A 16,524-nucleotide genomic window follows, 5' to 3' on the forward strand; every position below is an offset into this window, starting at 1 on the left:
ACGAAAGAAAAGATGGGCGGTGCAGGCTCAGCAACGGCGACGGCGACGCCGACGCCACCAGAGCCAAAGTCCGCTGAAGCCCAGCCCACCCAGGACCAGCCCGGTCAGCGCCGTGAGCACCGAGTGCGCGGCCCCGCCGAGTGCGCCGGTATGCAAGGGGTAGATCACGGCCACGGCACGCGCACCCGGGTCCAGCGCATTCCAGCGGCGCGCGCCCAGCACCTCGCCGCTGACCGGGTGCAGCCAGACCGAGCTCAGCCCGTTGGGATGCGGGTCGTCGTCCAGTCTGAAGCGCACCTGGACCGGTCGCGCGGACTGCGGCGGCAGATGGATGTAGCCAATCGGTTGGCGCGGGAAGACGGCGCGGGCCCGCTCGAGCAGCGCGTCGAGCGTGGCCGGCGGGCCTTCGACGGCGCCCTTGGGCACGGGGGGTGGCGCTGTCGGTGCCGATCCGGCCAGGGTGCTGACAAAGCCGCGCAACGGCGGCCAGGCCATGTACGCGCCGCTCAGCACCGACACCAGCACCAGCAGCCCCAGAAGTGCCCCACCGGTGCGATGCAGATCGAACAGCCCGCGCACGAGGCCGCGGCGCAGCTCGACCCGCCAGGAGGGCGGCCAACGCGTCGGCCACCACAGCACCAGACCGGACAGAAGCAGCAGCGCATAGGCGAGCGCCACGCTCGTGAGCAGGGCCTTGCCCGTGTCCTCGAGCAGCAGCGAGCTGTGGATCTCGAACAACAGGTTGAAGGCGCCCTCGTGCTCGCCGCGCCGGCCCTGCTCCAGCCCGGTGGCCGGGTCCAGGTACACCGTGCCGTTCCAACTTCCGCGCACGCGCACCCAGAGCGTGTCGTCCGGCTGGCGCGGCGGACGCAGCGTCAGGCCGGTGCGCGGGCCGAACTCGCGCAGCAGGCGCTGGCGCACCGGTTCCAACGGCGCCGCCGGCGCGCTGCCGGCCGATTTCGACACAAAAAGCCCGGGATGGGCCCAGCGGTCCAGCGGCTGCGCCACGACCAGCGCGGCGCCGAGCAGGGCCGTCAGCGCAAGAAGCCAGCCGAGGCCGAGGGCCGTCCAGCGATGGGCCTGAAGCCAGAGGCGTCGCAGTGCAGGGCGCAGCATGAGGTGAGGCGGATCTGTCTCATGGGTTGCTGGCTTGCACCGACGCGAACGCGGCGCTGGCTGTCAAAGATGAAGAAGAAGATGCCGGGCGCAGTCGGCTAAGGGGTTTGAGCCCGCCGCGCCAGCTCGGCCGCCTTGCCGGTGTAGCTGCCCGGCGTCATGGCCAGCAGCCTTTCCTTCTCGGCGTCGGGGATCTCGAGCGATCGGATCAGCTTGTGCAGCGCCTCGGCGGTCACCGTCTTGCCCCGCGTGACCTCCTTGAGCTGCTCATAGGCGCCCTGCACGCCGAAGCGCCGCATCACGGTCTGGATCGGCTCGGCCAGCACTTCCCAGGAGGCGTCGAGGTCCTCGGCCAGCGCCTCTTCGTTGAGCTCCAGCTTGCCCAGCCCCGTCGCCAGGCTCGCATAAGCCAGCACCGCATAGCCGAAGGCCACGCCGATGTTGCGCAGCACGGTGCTGTCGGTCAGGTCGCGCTGCCAGCGGCTGATCGGCAGCTTCTCGCTCAGGTGGCGCAGCAGCGCGTTGGCGAGTCCCAGGTTGCCCTCGGCGTTCTCGAAGTCGATGGGATTGACCTTGTGCGGCATGGTCGAGGAGCCGATCTCGCCTTTCTTGAGCCGCTGCTTGAAGTAGCCCAGCCCCACGTAGCCCCAGACGTCGCGCGCGAAGTCGACCAGGATGGTGTTGATCCGCGCCACTGCATCGAAGAGCTCGGCCATGTAGTCGTGCGGCTCGATCTGGATGCTGTAGGGCTGGAAGGTGAGGCCCAGGCCCAACGGTGCGGGCGTCTCGACCACCTTGCGGCTGAAAGCTTCCCAGTCGAACTCGGGCCAGGCCGCCATGTGGGCGTTGTAGTTGCCCACCGCGCCGTTCATCTTGCCCAGCAGCGCCACGCCGGCGATGCGCTCGCGGGCCTTGGCCAGGCGCACCGCCACGTTCGCGATCTCCTTGCCGACGGTGGTCGGGCTGGCGGTCTGGCCGTGCGTGCGCGACAGCATCGGCACCTCTGCGAAGCGGCCCGCCATCTCGCGCAGGGTGGCAATCAGACCGTCGATCGCGGGCAGCACGACCTTCTCGCGCGCCGCCTGGATCTGCAGCGCATGGCTGGTGTTGTTGATGTCCTCGCTGGTGCAGGCGAAATGCACGAACTCCGAGGCCGCGAGCAGCTCGGGCCGCGCCTCGAACTTGGACTTGATCCAGTACTCCACCGCCTTCACGTCGTGATTGGTGGTCTTCTCGATCTGCTTGATCGCGACTGCGTCGGCCTCGGAAAAATTGGTGACCAGCCCGAGCAGGTACTTGCGCGCGCCGCCGGTGAGCGGCTTGAACTCGGGGAAGCCGCAGTCCGACAGTGCGATGAACCATGCGACTTCGACCTGGACCCGCCGGTGCATGTAGCCCTGTTCGCTCATCAGGGGCCGCAGGGCCGAGAGCTTGGCCGCGTAGCGGCCGTCGAGGGGGGAGAGGGCGGAGACGGTGGAGAAACTCATGTTTGAATTTTAGGTGCCGCCCCGGGGCGTTCAATTTCAGTCGGCGGCGGCGCGGAAGAAGGCGATGCGCTCGGCCGTGGCCGGGTGCGAGGAGAAGGCCAGGCCGATGGCGTCGTCGTCCACCCCGGCGCGCTTCTGGCCGGCGCGCCAGCGTTCGATGGACTCGAAGAAGGCGACCATCACGCGCGGCGAAATGCCGGCGGCGCGCATCAGCCGCACCGATTCGGCATCGGCCTCGCGCTCGGCATCGCGCGAGTAGCCGAGCGAGGCCAGAAGCACCGGCGCAGTGCCGATCAGCGTGCCGTAGTCGCCAAAAGCGACCGACACCGCAAAGCCGATGGCCGAGGCCTGCACCAACTGGCGCATCGCATGGCGCAGCCGCACATGGCCGAACTCGTGGCCCAGCACGCCGAGGACCGCATCCGGGTCGCCGGGCAGCAGTTCCGCCAATTCGTCCGTCAGGATGATGGTGCCGCCCGGCAGCGCCAGCGCATTGGGGCCCAGGCGCTTGTCGCGGGCGCGGCGGAACTCCAGCTTCCAGGCCGGCGCGCCTTCCGGATGGGCCGCGTGCACCATCCGCGCGAAGGCGCGGCGCAGGCGCTCCTGCTCCTCCGGAGGCAGCGCGCTGGGCGCGAGCAGCGACTGGTCGATGGATTCGAGCACCTCGGCGCCGATCATCGCGTCGACGCTGGCGGGCACCGCCGCGGTCACGCCGCGCACGATCCAGGGCAGGCCCCACTGGTACAGCGCCGCAGTCGCCGCCAGCAGCAGCGCCAGGGCCAGCGCCACGCCGCGCCAGTTCTGCTGGGCGCGAACCGCCCAGCTCTCGCGGCGGCCGAGCTGGGCCACCCAGGCGTCCCACGCCGCGACATCGAGGGCCTGCACGCCGGCGCCTTGCGGCAGCTGCAGCAGACGGCCCCCGTGGCGCGTGCGCTCGGGCCAGCGCAGCGGCGCCAGCGGCACGCTGAACGCTGCGAAAGCTTCGCCGGGCGCCGGCGCGATGGTCAGGACGTCGCCCTGGACGTGCAGGCGCGCCGCCTGGGGCCGGCTGCTGCGGCCGTCGAAGAAGCGGACCTCCAGGGCTGAGCTCATTGCGTCGGCCGTGCGGCCCTCACAAGCCGATGTCCAGCCCGAACAGGTCGGCCGCCATGTCGCCGGTGGCGCCCGGGTCCTCCCGTGCCGCCGCCTGGCTGAGCTGATCGAGCCCGATGCGCGTCTGCAGCTCGACCGCCTCGATCTGGGCGCGCCGCGTGTTCACCACCGCGAAGGGCCAGTAGAGGCCCAGCGTGAGAAAGATCAGCAGGTAGTTCCTGCACTGCAGCCCCATGTAGCTGCCGAACTTCAGGCGGCTGTCGAAGCGCAGCACCTCGTTGCCGGTGGTCGACCACAGCAGGTTCTGCAGCCGGACCTGCAGGTAGGACTTGGGCAGGATGTTGACGAGCAGGATCGCGCCGAAGCCCATGAGCGCCGCCACGATGACGAAGCCCGCGCCGGTGCCGGTCTTGCGCCCGGCGAAGGCGAACAAGCCGCCCGCCAGCAGCATGACTGCGAAGGCCGCGAAGCTGATCCCGATCAGCTTGATGAAGATGCCGTAGAGCACGCCCAGGTCGGCCTTGAGCCGGGTCTGCAGCGGGCCGATGGCGTAGTTGTCGTGCTGGTAGCGCCGCACGCGCCAGAGGAAATAGGGCAGCCCCGCGATGAAGGCCAGCATGCCCAGGCCGACGAGGCCGGTGGCCACTGCCGGCAGCGCGGAGGGCTTGCCGTCCACCGGCGCACCAGCCATCGCCCCGGCCAGGGCCACCGGCAGCAAGGCCAGCGCCAGGGGCGGCATCATGCAGGCGTAGGCGCCCGCGGTGTCGCCCGCGAAATGGAAGCGCAGGCCGCGCCAGCTGGTGTTGGCCAGGCGAAAGCGCATCGCCGCGCGGAACAGCGCCGGCCACAGCGCCACGAAGGCCAGCGCCGCCAGCAGTGCCGCCCAGCCCGAGAAATTGCTGCCCACCGAGTAGGCGATCAGGAAGCCGGCGGCGATCAGCGTCCCGCGCAGCATCTTGGCCGGTTCGCCGTGGAAGTCCAGCGCGTCGCCGCCGACCCAGGTGTTGCTGTAGAAGTACTTCAGCTTGCGCACCTTGGCCCACGGCAGGTAGACGCCCAGGGTGAGGACGATGAGCAGCAGGTTCACGATCCAGATGCGGAAGTACTCGCTGCCGCTGGCCGTGAACTCGATCGGATGGCGCTCGGGCGCGGCATCTGCAGGCGCTTCTGTGACCATGTTCTCCTACCTTCTCCCTCGTTGGCTTGGATGCGGGATTCTGCACTGCGCGCCTTCCCCTAGAATCAAAACGCTACAACGACGACCCCGAGGGGGAGAGAGCCCGCATGAAACTGATCGGATCCGCAGCCAGCCCTTATGTGCGCAAGGTGCGCGTGGTCATGGCCGAGAAGCGGCTCGACTACCAGTTCGTGATCGAGGACGTCTGGTCCGACGACACCACCATCGCGAGTTCCAACCCGCTGGGCAAGGTGCCCTGCCTGATCATGGACGGCAGCGAGGCAATGTTCGACTCGCGCGTGATCGTCGAGTACCTGGACACCTTGTCCCCGGTCGGCAAGCTGATTCCGCAGCCCGGCCGCGAGCGCGCCGAGGTCAAGACCTGGGAGGCCCTGGCTGACGGCGTGATGGATGCCGGTGTGCTCTGGCGCCTCGAGGCCACCTGGGCCCGCCGCGCCGACGGCGAGCGCAGCCAGGCCTGGATCGACCGCCAGCGTGCCAAGGTCGAGGCCGGCATCCGCGCCATGGCCAAGGGCCTGGGCGACAAGCCCTTCTGCAGCGGCATCCACCTGAGCCTGTCGGACATCTCGGTCGGCTGCGCGCTCGGCTGGATCGGCTTCCGCTTCCCGGATATCGACTGGCGCGGCGAGCACCCGAACCTCGGCAAGCTCTACGACAAGCTGATGCTGCGGCCCAGCTTCGCCGACACGGCACCTTGAGCTTCTCAGCGCCCAAAGCAAAAGCCCCGCAGTGCGGGGCTTTGCTTTTGGGGAAGATAAAAATGCTGCGAGGCGCCCCGAAACGAAGGAGGGAGGGAGGGAGGAGGAGAAGAATCGCCTCGGGATTTCGACCGGACGTCAGGCGTCCGGAAGGCCTCGCAACATGAAAAACGCTCGGGTCTTTTCACACCCGAACCGATAAGAGCCCGGTCCGAGCGGACCGGTTCCCAGGCAGTGGTAAGCGTTTGTGAACGAGCCCCGCGCACGCGCCGCGCCGACCGGAATCCGCAATCGTCACTGCGGCCCGAGTTGCTTCTCCAGGTCGCGCACGAAGGCCCGGTCGTCCGGCGAGGTCATGCTCGAATACGACTCCACCACCTTGCCGTCGCGGCCGATCAGGTACTTGTAGAAATTCCACTTGGGCGTCGTGCCCGTGGCCTGCGCCAGTTCCTTGAACAGGGCGTTGGCCTGCGCGCCGCGCACGGACGATTTGGCAAACATCGGAAACTTCACGCCGAAGGTGCTTTCGCAGAACTCCGCGATTTCCTTGTTGGTGCCTGTCTCCTGCGAGAAGTCGTTGGAGGGGAAGCCCAGCACCACCAGCCCGCGCGAGCGGTACTTGCTGTCCAGCGCCTCCAGGCCCTTGTACTGGGGCGTGAAGCCGCAGAAGCTCGCGGTGTTGACCACCAGCACCACCTTGCCCGTGTACTGGCACAAGGCCTGGGGTTTTTCGTCTTGCAGGCGGGGGAAGGTGTGCTGCAGGATGGGAGGGCAGCCGGCAGGCATCGCCGTGGCGGCGGGCCTTGCGGCGTCCTGGGCGCCCGCGGCTGCAGGCAGCAGGCAGACAGCCGCCGCGAGGGCTGCAAAAAAGGGAGCAACAAAAGGCCGTCGGAGGGGGCGTCGCATGGCGGTTTCCAAGGGTGAAAAAGGGGCGCGGCCCGGGCGATGCCACGGCCGTCTATACCGCATCATCGCGCGCTTGTCACGAGGGCGCCAAACCCCGCGTCTAAAATTGCCCGGTTCAGAAAGTCATTGATGCTCTACCCGGAACTTTTCAGACAGCTCGAATCCGTCCGCTGGGACATGGACAAGGACATTCCCTGGCAGTCCTTCGATGCGAGCCGCCTGTCGGAAGAACAGGCCCAGACCATCAAGATGAATGCCATCACCGAGTGGGCCGCCCTGCCCGCCACCGAGATGTTCCTGCGCGACAACCGCCACGACAGCGACTTCTCCGCCTTCATGTCGATCTGGTTCTTCGAGGAGCAGAAGCATTCGCTGGTGCTCATGGAGTACCTCAAGCGCTTCAGCCCCCAGCATGCCCCCACCGAGCAGGAACTGCACGAGGTGCGCTTCGACTTCGATCCGGCCCCGCCGCTCGAGACGCTGATGCTGCATTTCTGCGGCGAGATCCGCCTCAACCATTGGTACCGCCGGGCCGCCGAGTGGCACACCGAGCCGGTCATCAAGCACATCTACACCACCCTGAGCCAGGACGAGGCCCGCCACGGCGGCGCCTACCTGCGCTACATGAAGCGCGCGCTCGAGAAGTTCGGCGACGAGGCCCGCGCCGCCTTCACCAAGGTCGGCGTGCTGATGGCCAGCGCCCGGCGCACCGCCCAGGCGCTGCATCCGACCAACCTGCACGTCAACAAGGCGCTGTTCCCGAACGACACCATCCAGAGCCGCGTGCCCGACCCGGACTGGCTGGAGCACTGGCTGGACAAGCAGATCAAGTTCGACGCCGTCTGGGAAAACAAGGTCGGCGAGCGCATCCTGCACAACCTGAGCCTGCTGATGAACCGCAGCTTCAAGACCGTGCAGGAACTCAACCGGTACCGCAAGGAAATCGCCGCCACCCTCGGCCCGAGGGCCGAATACCAGGGCGCCTGAGCGCCCGCGGCGTGCGGCCGTCACAGGAGGGCAGCCCGCCCGTCTCGTCGACATGGACGCCTCCACCCGCACCTTCCACCTCCACCGCAAGCGCCTGCTGGGCATTGCCTACCGCATGCTCGGCTCGCCGGCCGATGCCGAGGATGTGGTGCAGGATGCGTGGCTGCGCTGGAACGACGCCACGATCGATGCGCTGGACAACCCGGAGGCCTGGCTCGTCACGGTGGTCACCCGCCTGTCCATCGACCGCCTGCGCGCCGCCAAGCTGCAGCGCGAGCACTACGAGGGCCCCTGGCTGCCCGAGCCGCTCGTGACCGACGCGCCGGCTTCGCCCGAGCAGATGCTGGAGCGCGCCGACAACATCTCCGTCGCCTTCCTGGCCGTGCTGGAGCGCCTCGCGCCCGAGGCGCGGGCGGCCTTTCTGCTGCGCGAGGTCTTCGACGCCGACTACGCGGACCTCGCCCGCACCCTGGGCAAGAGCGAAGCGGCCTGCCGCCAGCTGGTGCACCGGGCCAAGACCCAGATCCAGGACGACCGCCCGCGCTTCGCGGTGGATCGCGATGCCCACCTGCGCCTGCTGCAAGGCTTTGCGCAGGCCGCCGGCAGCGGCGACATGCAGCGGCTGAAAGAACTGCTGGCGGAAGACGTCGAGCTGGTCGGCGACAGCGGCGGCAAGGTACCCGCGTTCCGCAAGATGCTGCGCGGCGCCCAGCGCATCGCGCAGTACTTCCACGCCGTCCCGCGGCTGCTCGGCGCGGGGCTGCGGCTGGAGCTCGCCGAGGTCAACGGCGAGCCGGGGCTGCTGCGCTTCTTCAACGGCGCCCTGGAATCGGTGCAGACCATCGAGACCGATGGCGAGCGCATCCTGCGCATCCATACGCAGCGCAATCCGGAGAAGCTGGCGCGCATTGCCGCACGCTTCTCGGCGCCGGCCATCACGCGGGCCGAACTCGAGGCGCTGCGGACGTCCGCGCCGCCCGAAGAAGACCCGGCCTGACGGCGTTTCAGCGCCGCTCGACGATCATCGGCGCCAGCTGCAGTCCATTGCGCACCTGCTCGGCCGTATCGCGCGCCTGGTCGCGCGAGGCGTAGGGCCCGGCCTGCAGCCGGAAGGTCCCGCGCTCGGCGAACACGCTGAGCGCGCCGGCCAGCGCCGGCATGCTGCGGGCCACCTGCTGCTGAAAGCGTTCCACCCCGTCGCGTTGGCTGAAGGCGCCCAGCTGGACCCAGAAGCCCGAAGTGGCCATGGACAGCGACCTCGGCGCGGATTCGTCGGCGGCGGCCGGTGCCGGTGCCGGTGCCGCCTCGGGCGCCAAGGGCGGCAAGGCGCCGAGCTCTCGCACCTCCGTGCGCGGCATCGCCACGACGGGCGAGGTCAGTGCCGCGGGCACGGCCACCGCAGCGGCTTCGACGGCGCTCGGCGCGGCGAGCGGGGCCACGGCGGGCGCCACGCCCGGCGCGGCCTGCGCCAGCGCGGTGTCGCCGCGCCGCCAGGTGCCCGCGCGGATGTCCGCATTCGTGATGCGCTCGATCTCCACCGGCGCCACCCCGCGCAGCAGGTCGAGCTTGTAGGCCGCGGTGTAGCTCAGGTCGATGATGCGGTCCTCGTGGAAGGGCCCGCGGTCGTTCACCCGCACGATCACCTCGCGCCCATTGGCCGGGTTGCGCACGCGCACGTAGCTGGGCAGCGGCAGCGTCTTGTGCGCGGCCGTCATCGCGTACATGTCGTAGGGCTCGCCGCTGGCGGTGGATTGCGCGTGGAACTTGCGGCCGTACCAGGAGGCGAGCCCGGTCTCGCGCCACGGCCGGTCTTCGGTGATCGGCACGTAGGAGCGGCCCAGCACCACATAGGGCTTGCTGGTGCCGCCGCTGCCGCGGATGGCCTCGACGCGCGGTTCGGCGTCGGCGACCTGCCCCAGGCCGGCGGGCGGGCTCGCATGGGCGCCGTCGCGCCCGATGCCGGAGCCGCCGCGCGGCCCGCTCGCGCAGCCGGCCAGCAGCACCAACGCCGCGCCGGCAACCAGCGCGAGCGCGCGCGCAGGGGCCGGGCTAGCCAAACACCGCCTTCCACAGGGCCAGCATGGCCTCGCGCTCGGCCGCGAGTGCGCTCATCGGCACCTGCGTCGGCTCCTCGTTGAGCCGGGCCCGGTGCTGCACGCGCCGCAGCTCGCGGTAAGCCGAGGCGGCGTTGCGGCCGATGCCCTCGGGCAGCAGCCCCGCTTCCTCGGCGCGGATCAGCAGGGCGATATTGCCCACGTTCGGGATCAGTTCGCGATGCGTCCTCGCTTCCGACAGCACCAGGAACTGCACCGCGAACTCGGCATCCACCATGCCGCCGGGACTGTGCTTGACGTCGAAGCGGTCGGCCTTGACCGGCCGCGCGGCGCGTACCTTCTCGCGCATGGCGACGATCTCGGCCTTGAGCGCGCTTCGGTCGCGCGGCGCCGTGATCACGGCCTCGCGAATGCGGTCGAAGCGATCGCACAGCGAGCAGTCGTCGCCGCCATCGGGTCCCGAAGCCATGTCCACGAAGCGCGCGCGCGTCATGGCCTGGTGCTCCCAGGTCCATGCGGTATTGCTGCCGCGGCCCAGCTGGTATTTTTCGTAGGCGTCGAAGCTGGTGGTGAGCAGGCCGGAGTTGCCGTTGGGCCGGAGCGCCGTGTCGATCTCGAACAGGTCGCCCTCGCGGGTCTTGACCGTGAGCCAGTTGATCAGCTTGCGCACATAGGCCGCATAGACCTCGCCGGCGCGCTCGTCGTCGTCGTCGTAGACGAACACGATGTCCAGGTCGCTGCCGTAGCCGAGCTCCTTGCCGCCCAGTTTTCCGTAGCCGACGATCGCGAAGCGCGGCACCTCGCGGTGCGGATTGCGTACATGCGGCCAGCACCAGCGCGCGGTCAGGCGCAGCACCGCGTCGGCCAGGGCGCTCAGGTCGTCCGCCACCTGCTCGACCGTGATGTGGCCTTCGACGTCGCGCGCCAGCGTGCGGAACAGCTCCGCGTGGTGCGCATGCCGCAGCAGGTTCAGCAGGCGCTCCTCGTCGGCCTCGCCGGTCCGGCGCAGCGCCAGGTGCCGCGCTTCCAGTTCGCGCTCGAACTCGGCGGGCGAGAAGCGCCCGGCCAGCATCTCGGGACTGGCCAGCTCGTCGATCACGCCGGGGTGCTGCATCAGGTAGCGCGCCGGCCAGCGTGCCGAGCCCAGCAGGCGCAGCAGCCGCTCCTGCACCGCCGGCCGCTCGACCAGCAGGGCGATGTAGTTCTCGCGCCGCATCAGCGGCTCGATCCAGTCGGCCCAGCGCAGCGCGCCGTCGATGTGGTGGGCGATCTGGCCCGCGCCTTCGCCGTCCGGTTCGCGCAGCCAATGGCCGGTGCGCTGGATCAGCTGGCGCAGCCGGGCGCGGGTTTCGTCGCGCAGCGCCTGCACGCGCGGGCTGTCGGACCAGGCCTGGATGCGCTCGGCAAACGGCGCAGGCAACTCCTCGATCAGGTCGCTCAGGTCGGCCGGCGCGGCACCGGCCGACTTGCCGTTGCAGCGCGTGCAGGGCTGCTTCTTGCCACCCAGGAGCTTGTCGAATTCCTGGGCCACGAATTCGCGGTGCGCGTCAAGCTGTGCCAGGAAGGGGCAGCACCCCTCGAAGCCCAGCGTGTGTGCGATCCAGCGCAGGTCCTCGTCCTGCACCGGCAGCACATGCGTCTGCTGGTCGTCCAGGTACTGGATGCGATGCTCGACGCGACGCAGGAATTCGTACGCCGCGGCCAACGCATCCGCCGTTTCCTGCGGCATCAGGTTGGCGCGCGCCAGGCGTTGCAGCGCGTCGAGCGTGGGCCGGGTGCGCAGTTCGGGGAACTGGCCGCCGCGCACCACCTGCAGCAGCTGGACGATGAATTCGATCTCGCGGATGCCGCCGCGCGAGAGCTTGACGTCGTTGGCCCGCTCGGGCCGTCCGGCACTGCGGCGCGCCGCCTGCTCGCGAATCTGCCGGTGCAGGGTGCGCAGCGAGTCGAACACGCTGTAGTCCAAGTAGCGCCGGAAGACGAAGGGCAGCACGGCGCCGCGCAGCGCGTGGGCCGAGCCGTCGGCAATCGCGCACTGCGGCGCCACCACCCGGCTCTTGAGCCAGGCGAAGCGCTCCCACTCGCGGCCCTGCACCTGGAAATACTCCTCCAGCGCGTCCAGCGAAACCACGCTGGGCCCCGAGTTGCCGTTGGGCCGCAGCGCAAGGTCGACGCGGAACACGAAGCCGTGCTCGGTGGTGTCGCCCACCAGCGCGTAGATGCGCTTGACGGCGCGCGAGAAGAATTCCTGGTTGGCGAGCCGCGCACGCCCCTGCGCATCGCCCGCGGTCTCGCCGTCGTGGTCGTAGAGATAGATCAGGTCGATGTCGCTCGACACGTTGAGCTCGCGCGCGCCGAGCTTGCCCATGCCCACCACCCACAGCTGGGCGCGCTGCCCCGCGGGGCCCGTGGGCACGCCGTGCTGCGTCTCGAGTTCGGCACAGGCTTCGCGGCAGGCGACGTCGAGGGCGAACTCGGCCAGCTCGGTGACGGCCGTGGTGACCACTGCCAGCGCAGCCTGCTGTTCGCAGTCGAGCGTGACCAGCCGCTCCATCACCAGCTGCCGCACGATGCGCAGCGCATCGGCCACGCTGTCGCCGCGCTCGCGCAGCACGGCGTAAGCCTGCGCCATCGCGGGCCGACGCGGTTCGCCGGCCGGCAGCAGCGCCAGCTCGCCGGCATAGCGGCGCCGCAGTCGTTGCACGAAGCGCGAGGAGGCCGCGAGCGGCGGCACGGCGGGCGCATCCGCTGCGCGGGCCTGGATATCGGTGGAACCGGTTGGGAGGCTCGCAGTCATAATTCCCGTCACAGCGCGATCCTCAATGAACGACACGACGTCTTCCCCTTCACGTCTGCTCAAGATCACCGCTGTGGCGGCACGCTGGTTGTTGAGTTTGCTGATCGGTGCATGGCTGCTGCTTGCGCTGTCAGTCCTGGTCCTACACGCGTGGATTGTGCCGCGAATCGGCGACTACCGTGGCGCGCTGGAAGCGCAGGCCAGCCGGGCCATCGGCGTACCGGTGCGCATCGGCGCCATCACGGCCAAGGGCGGCACCCTGTTTCCGAGCTTCGAGCTGCGCGATGTGGTGCTGCACGATCCCCAGCAGCGCGAGGCCCTGCGCCTGGCGCGGGTGGTGGCCAGCGTCTCGCCGCGCTCGCTGTTTCGCTTGAACTTCGAGCAGCTCTACATCGAGAACCCCGCGGTGGAAGTGCGACGCGATGCGGCCGGCAAGCTGCACGTGGCCGGCCTCAGCATGGCCACCGACACCACCGGCGAGGGCCGCGGGGCCGACTGGTTCTTCGGCCAGCGCGAGTTCGTGATCCGGGGCGGCACCGTGCGCTGGACCGACGAGAGCCGCGGCGCCCCGCCGCTCCTGCTGTCCGACGTGCAGTTCATTGCCCGCAACGGCGCGCGCAGCCACACGATGCGCCTGGACGCCACCCCGCCGGCCGGCTGGGGCGAGCGCTTCATGCTGCTCGGCGCCTTCCGCCAGCCGCTCCTGTCGGTGCGCACCGGCAACTGGCACAGCTGGGACGGTGTGGCCTACGCCGAGCTGCCGCGCATCGACATCCGCCAGCTGGGCCAGTACGTGACGCTCGACGCCCGCATCCGCGAAGGCAACGGCGCACTGCGGATCTGGGCCGATGTCGACGACGGCCAGATCGCCGGCGGCACGGCCGACCTGGCACTGCTGAGCGTGGATGCCTCGCTGGGCAAGTCGCTCGAGCCGCTGGTGCTGCGCGCCGTCACCGGCCGGCTGGCCGGGCGCATGACGCCGGAGGCCCTGGAGTTCTCCACCACCGACCTGCAGTTCCAGACCCCCGACGGCATGCGCTGGCCGGGCGGCAATCTCTGGTTCCAGCACCTGCCTGCGAAGGGCCGGATCGCCGAGCGCGGCGCGCTGCGCGCCGACCGGCTCGACCTGGCGGCGCTGGCCATGATCGCCGACCGCCTGCCGCTGGACGACAAGGCCCGCAAGACGATCGACGACCTGGCGCCGCGCGGCCTCGTCGAGCGCGTCGATGCCAGCTGGCAGGGCGCGCTGGGGGCGCCCGAGAAGTACCAGGCGCGCGGCCGCGTCAGCGGCTTCGGCGTGGCGTCGCAGGCCGCCGTCGAGACCGCGTCCGCCCCCCCGCCGACCCCGGCGCCGCGCTCCTCCGCCCCGGCTGCTGCGCCGCACGGGGCGGCGGCGCCAACACCGCCGGCCGGCGCGCCGGGCATCCGCGGCGCCACCGTCGACTTCGATGCCACCCAGGCCGGCGGCAGCGCCGCCTTGACCATCGCCCAGGGCGCGCTGGACTTTCCGGGCGTCTTCGAAGACCCGGTGATCCCGATCGCCCAGCTGTCCGCCCAGCTCGTGTGGAAGCTCGACGGCGACAAGTCCCAGCTGCAGGTCTCGGGCCTGCGCTTCGCCAACGCCGATGCAGAGGGCGAGGCGCAGGCGAGCTGGCGCACCAGCGACCCCGCCAGCTCGGGCAGCCGCTCGCGCTTTCCCGGCGTGCTGGACCTGCAAGGCAAGCTGACGCGCGCCGACGGCACCCGCGTGTTCCGCTACCTGCCGCAGCACATCCCGAAGGAAACGCGCGACTATGTGCGCGACGCGGTGCAGAAGGGCACCGCCAGCACGGTGGACTTCAAGGTCAAGGGCGACCTGTGGGACATGCCCTTCAAGGACCCCAAGCAGGGCGACTTCCGCATCGTCGCGCGCGTGGCCGACGTGCACTACGCCTACGCGCCGCCGGAGGCCGGATCGAGCAGGAACTGGCCGGCCCTGAGCGGCCTGTCCGGCGAGCTGGTCTTCGAGCGCTCGGGCATGCAGGTGCGCAATGCCCGTGGGCGCCTCGCCGGCGCGCCCGGCATCGAGATCATCAAGGCCGAGGCCCAGATCCCCGACATGGACCACCATGCGCCGCTGCTCAAGGTCGACGCCCAGGCCAAGGGCCCGTTGGCCGAGCTGCTGCGCGCCGGAGCGCCGGTGGCGGGCGAGGCCGGCCCCACGCTGGCGGGCGCCCGCGCCACCGGCAACGCCGACTACCGGCTGCGCCTGGAGCTGCCGCTGGGCGCCATGGACAAGGCCAAGGTGCAAGCCAGTGTCGCGCTGACCGACAACGACATCCAGATCCTGCCCGAGACCCCCGCCCTGGCCCAGGCGCGCGGCACGCTGAACTTCACCGAAGGCGGCTTCTCGCTGGCCGGCGTGCAGGCGCGCGCGCTCGGCGGCGCCCTGCGCATCGAGGGCGCGGGCCGCTGGGGCGCCACGCAGGAGCTGAGCCTGCGCGCGCAGGGCAGCGCCAGCGCCGAGGGCCTGCGCGCTGCGCGCGAAGTCGACTGGCTCGCGCGCCTGGCCAAGCACGCCACCGGCAGCGCGCCCTACACCGCGTCTTTCTCGATGCGCGATGGCGCCTCCGAGTTCTCGCTGGCCAGCAGCCTGCAGGGCCTGGGGCTGCAGCTGCCCGCGCCGCTGGCCAAGCCGGCCGAGGAAGCGATGCCGCTGTCGATCGAGAAGAAGATCGTGCAGCGCGACACGCGCGCGAGCGGCAGCCCGCTGCTGCAGGACCGCTTCTCCATCGAGCTGGGACGCGTCGGCTCGGCCTCCTACGTGCGCGACATCTCCGGCAGCGAGCCCCGGGTGCTGCGCGGCGGCATCGGCATCGGCCTGTCCGCAGGCGAATCCGCGGCCCCGCCCGAGCGCGGCGTGCTCGCCAACATCCAGCTCGCGCGCATCGACGTGCCGGCCTGGCAGGCCCTCTTCGGCGACACCACCGGCAAGCCGGCCGAAGCCGGCGAGGGCGGCGACGATGCCTCGTCCTACATGCCCACCCTGTTCGTGCTGCGGGCGAAAGAGTTGGCCGTCGGCGGGCGCACGCTGCACGACGTGGTGATGGGCGGCACCCGCGAGGGGGCGCTCTGGCGCGCCAACATCGATGCCGCCGAGCTCAACGGCTACGCCGAGTACCGCAGCGCCCAGGCCGGGCGGCTCTATGCGCGGCTGGCGCGGCTCAAGATCGCGCCGAGCACGGCCACCGCGGTCGAGTCGCTGCTGGACGAGCAGCCGGGCGACCTGCCCGCGCTGGACATCCAGGTCGACGACTTCGAGCTGCTGGGCCGGCGGCTGGGCCGGGCCGAGATCGATGCCGTGAACCGCGGCGGCGCCGGGCGCGAATGGCGGCTCAACAAGCTGAGCTTCACGACCCCCGAAGCCAGCTTCACGGCGCAGGGCGCCTGGGCCGCCGCACCCGCGGGAAGCAGCAGCGCGCGCGGACGCGGCGAGCCGCGCCGCACCACCATGGACTTCAAGCTCGACATCGCCGATGCCGGCGGCCTGCTCGGGCGCTTCGGCATGAAAGACGTCGTGCGCGCCGGCCGCGGCCGGCTCGAGGGCCAGGTGCACTGGAGCGGCTCGCCCTTCGCGCTCGACTACCCGAGCCTGGGCGGCCAGCTGAAGATCGACGTCGAGGCCGGCCAGTTCCTCAAGGCCGAGCCCGGCATCGCCAAGCTGCTGGGCGTGCTGAGCCTGCAGGCGCTGCCGCGGCGCCTCACGCTCGACTTCCGCGACGTGTTCAGCCAGGGCTTCAGCTTCGACTTCCTGCGCGGCGACGCCAAGATCAACCAGGGCGTGGCCAGCACCAACAACCTGCAGATGAAGGGCGTCAACGCGGCGGTGCTGATGGACGGCTCGGCCGACATCGCGCGCGAGACGCAGGCCCTGCGCGTGGTCGTGGTGCCCGAGATCAACGCCGGTACCGCCGCGCTGGTGGCGACCGCCATCAACCCCGCGATCGGGCTGGGCACCTTCCTCGCGCAGATGGTGCTGAGCCGCCCGCTCATCGCCGCCGCCACGCAGGAGTTCCAGATCGACGGCACCTGGGCCGACCCGAAGATCGTCAAGGTGCCGCGCCGCCCGCGGACCGAGGCGCTGGGCACGCCGCCGGCCCCCGCGCCCACGGTACGCTGACGCACGACGAACGACGCGCAGAGAAAAGGA

General features: G+C 70.5%; 11 protein-coding genes. 4 read left to right on the top strand and 7 right to left on the bottom strand.

Annotated elements, in window-relative coordinates; all coding sequences use genetic code 11:
* Positions 1 to 27: 27 nt before the first annotated feature.
* The 4 genes from AC3A6Y_RS02440 to AC3A6Y_RS02455 all read right to left on the bottom strand — a co-directional run bounded on the left by AC3A6Y_RS02440 (position 28) and on the right by AC3A6Y_RS02455 (position 4,872).
* A complete protein-coding gene (locus AC3A6Y_RS02440; protein ID WP_487866637.1) occupies positions 28 to 1,116 on the bottom strand; it encodes a PepSY-associated TM helix domain-containing protein in 1,089 nt (362 codons plus the stop codon).
* A 98-nt stretch (positions 1,117 to 1,214) separates the two neighbouring features.
* Positions 1,215 to 2,603 carry an adenylosuccinate lyase gene (gene purB, locus AC3A6Y_RS02445; RefSeq protein WP_487866638.1) on the bottom strand — a complete coding sequence of 463 codons (1,389 nt, stop codon included), beginning with the start codon at positions 2,601 to 2,603 and terminating at the stop codon, positions 1,215 to 1,217.
* A gap of 36 nt (positions 2,604 to 2,639) precedes the next feature.
* The gene (locus AC3A6Y_RS02450; protein WP_487866639.1) at positions 2,640 to 3,695 is read right to left on the bottom strand and encodes a M48 family metallopeptidase; all 1,056 of its coding nucleotides are present in this window, start codon (positions 3,693 to 3,695) and stop codon (positions 2,640 to 2,642) included.
* Between the two features lie 19 nt (positions 3,696 to 3,714).
* Positions 3,715 to 4,872, bottom strand: a complete 1,158-nt coding sequence (locus tag AC3A6Y_RS02455) for a YjgN family protein (protein WP_487866640.1) — start codon at positions 4,870 to 4,872, stop codon at positions 3,715 to 3,717.
* 107 nt (positions 4,873 to 4,979) lie between these two features.
* Between AC3A6Y_RS02455 and AC3A6Y_RS02460 the strand changes: the two genes are divergently transcribed.
* Entirely contained in the window at positions 4,980 to 5,591 is a 612-nt protein-coding gene (locus tag AC3A6Y_RS02460) for a glutathione S-transferase N-terminal domain-containing protein (RefSeq protein ID WP_309959689.1), read from the top strand.
* Between the two features lie 294 nt (positions 5,592 to 5,885).
* Here AC3A6Y_RS02460 and AC3A6Y_RS02465 read toward each other — a convergent pair whose 3' ends face one another.
* Positions 5,886 to 6,497 carry a glutathione peroxidase gene (locus tag AC3A6Y_RS02465; RefSeq protein ID WP_487866641.1) on the bottom strand — a complete coding sequence of 204 codons (612 nt, stop codon included), beginning with the start codon at positions 6,495 to 6,497 and terminating at the stop codon, positions 5,886 to 5,888.
* 129 nt (positions 6,498 to 6,626) lie between these two features.
* Here AC3A6Y_RS02465 and AC3A6Y_RS02470 point away from each other — a divergent pair, with 129 nt between their 5' ends.
* Together AC3A6Y_RS02470 and AC3A6Y_RS02475 are read left to right on the top strand one after the other, a co-directional pair.
* Entirely contained in the window at positions 6,627 to 7,484 is an 858-nt protein-coding gene (locus AC3A6Y_RS02470; RefSeq protein ID WP_309959692.1) for a ferritin family protein, read from the top strand.
* A 52-nt stretch (positions 7,485 to 7,536) separates the two neighbouring features.
* Entirely contained in the window at positions 7,537 to 8,481 is a 945-nt protein-coding gene (locus AC3A6Y_RS02475) for an RNA polymerase sigma-70 factor (RefSeq protein ID WP_487866642.1), read from the top strand.
* A 7-nt stretch (positions 8,482 to 8,488) separates the two neighbouring features.
* Here AC3A6Y_RS02475 and AC3A6Y_RS02480 read toward each other — a convergent pair whose 3' ends face one another.
* Both AC3A6Y_RS02480 and glnE read right to left on the bottom strand, forming a co-directional pair.
* A complete protein-coding gene (locus AC3A6Y_RS02480; protein WP_487866643.1) occupies positions 8,489 to 9,541 on the bottom strand; it encodes a septal ring lytic transglycosylase RlpA family protein in 1,053 nt (350 codons plus the stop codon).
* On the bottom strand, positions 9,534 to 12,335 hold the full coding sequence (gene glnE / locus AC3A6Y_RS02485) for a bifunctional [glutamate--ammonia ligase]-adenylyl-L-tyrosine phosphorylase/[glutamate--ammonia-ligase] adenylyltransferase (RefSeq protein ID WP_487866644.1): 2,802 nt from the start codon (positions 12,333 to 12,335) through the stop codon (positions 9,534 to 9,536). Before glnE ends, AC3A6Y_RS02480 begins: the two co-directional genes overlap by 8 nt.
* A 25-nt stretch (positions 12,336 to 12,360) precedes the next feature.
* Here glnE and AC3A6Y_RS02490 point away from each other — a divergent pair, with 25 nt between their 5' ends.
* A complete protein-coding gene (locus tag AC3A6Y_RS02490; RefSeq protein ID WP_487866645.1) occupies positions 12,361 to 16,494 on the top strand; it encodes a YhdP family protein in 4,134 nt (1,377 codons plus the stop codon).
* Positions 16,495 to 16,524 lie beyond the last annotated feature (30 nt).

The organism is Variovorax sp. Soil_C_17 (genome assembly GCF_057657265.1).

What these genes read in the sequence shown, in the direction of transcription:
- AC3A6Y_RS02440 (WP_487866637.1), bottom strand. Translation starts at nt 1,116, where the DNA reads ATGCTGCGCCCTGCACTGCGACGCCTCTGGCTTCAGGCCCATCGCTGG.
- purB (WP_487866638.1), bottom strand. Translation starts at nt 2,603, where the DNA reads ATGAGTTTCTCCACCGTCTCCGCCCTCTCCCCCCTCGACGGCCGCTAC.
- AC3A6Y_RS02450 (WP_487866639.1), bottom strand. Translation starts at nt 3,695, where the DNA reads ATGAGCTCAGCCCTGGAGGTCCGCTTCTTCGACGGCCGCAGCAGCCGG.
- AC3A6Y_RS02455 (WP_487866640.1), bottom strand. Translation starts at nt 4,872, where the DNA reads ATGGTCACAGAAGCGCCTGCAGATGCCGCGCCCGAGCGCCATCCGATC.
- AC3A6Y_RS02460 (WP_309959689.1), top strand. Translation starts at nt 4,980, where the DNA reads ATGAAACTGATCGGATCCGCAGCCAGCCCTTATGTGCGCAAGGTGCGC.
- AC3A6Y_RS02465 (WP_487866641.1), bottom strand. Translation starts at nt 6,497, where the DNA reads ATGCGACGCCCCCTCCGACGGCCTTTTGTTGCTCCCTTTTTTGCAGCC.
- AC3A6Y_RS02470 (WP_309959692.1), top strand. Translation starts at nt 6,627, where the DNA reads ATGCTCTACCCGGAACTTTTCAGACAGCTCGAATCCGTCCGCTGGGAC.
- AC3A6Y_RS02475 (WP_487866642.1), top strand. Translation starts at nt 7,537, where the DNA reads ATGGACGCCTCCACCCGCACCTTCCACCTCCACCGCAAGCGCCTGCTG.
- glnE (WP_487866644.1), bottom strand. Translation starts at nt 12,335, where the DNA reads ATGACTGCGAGCCTCCCAACCGGTTCCACCGATATCCAGGCCCGCGCA.
- AC3A6Y_RS02490 (WP_487866645.1), top strand. Translation starts at nt 12,361, where the DNA reads ATGAACGACACGACGTCTTCCCCTTCACGTCTGCTCAAGATCACCGCT.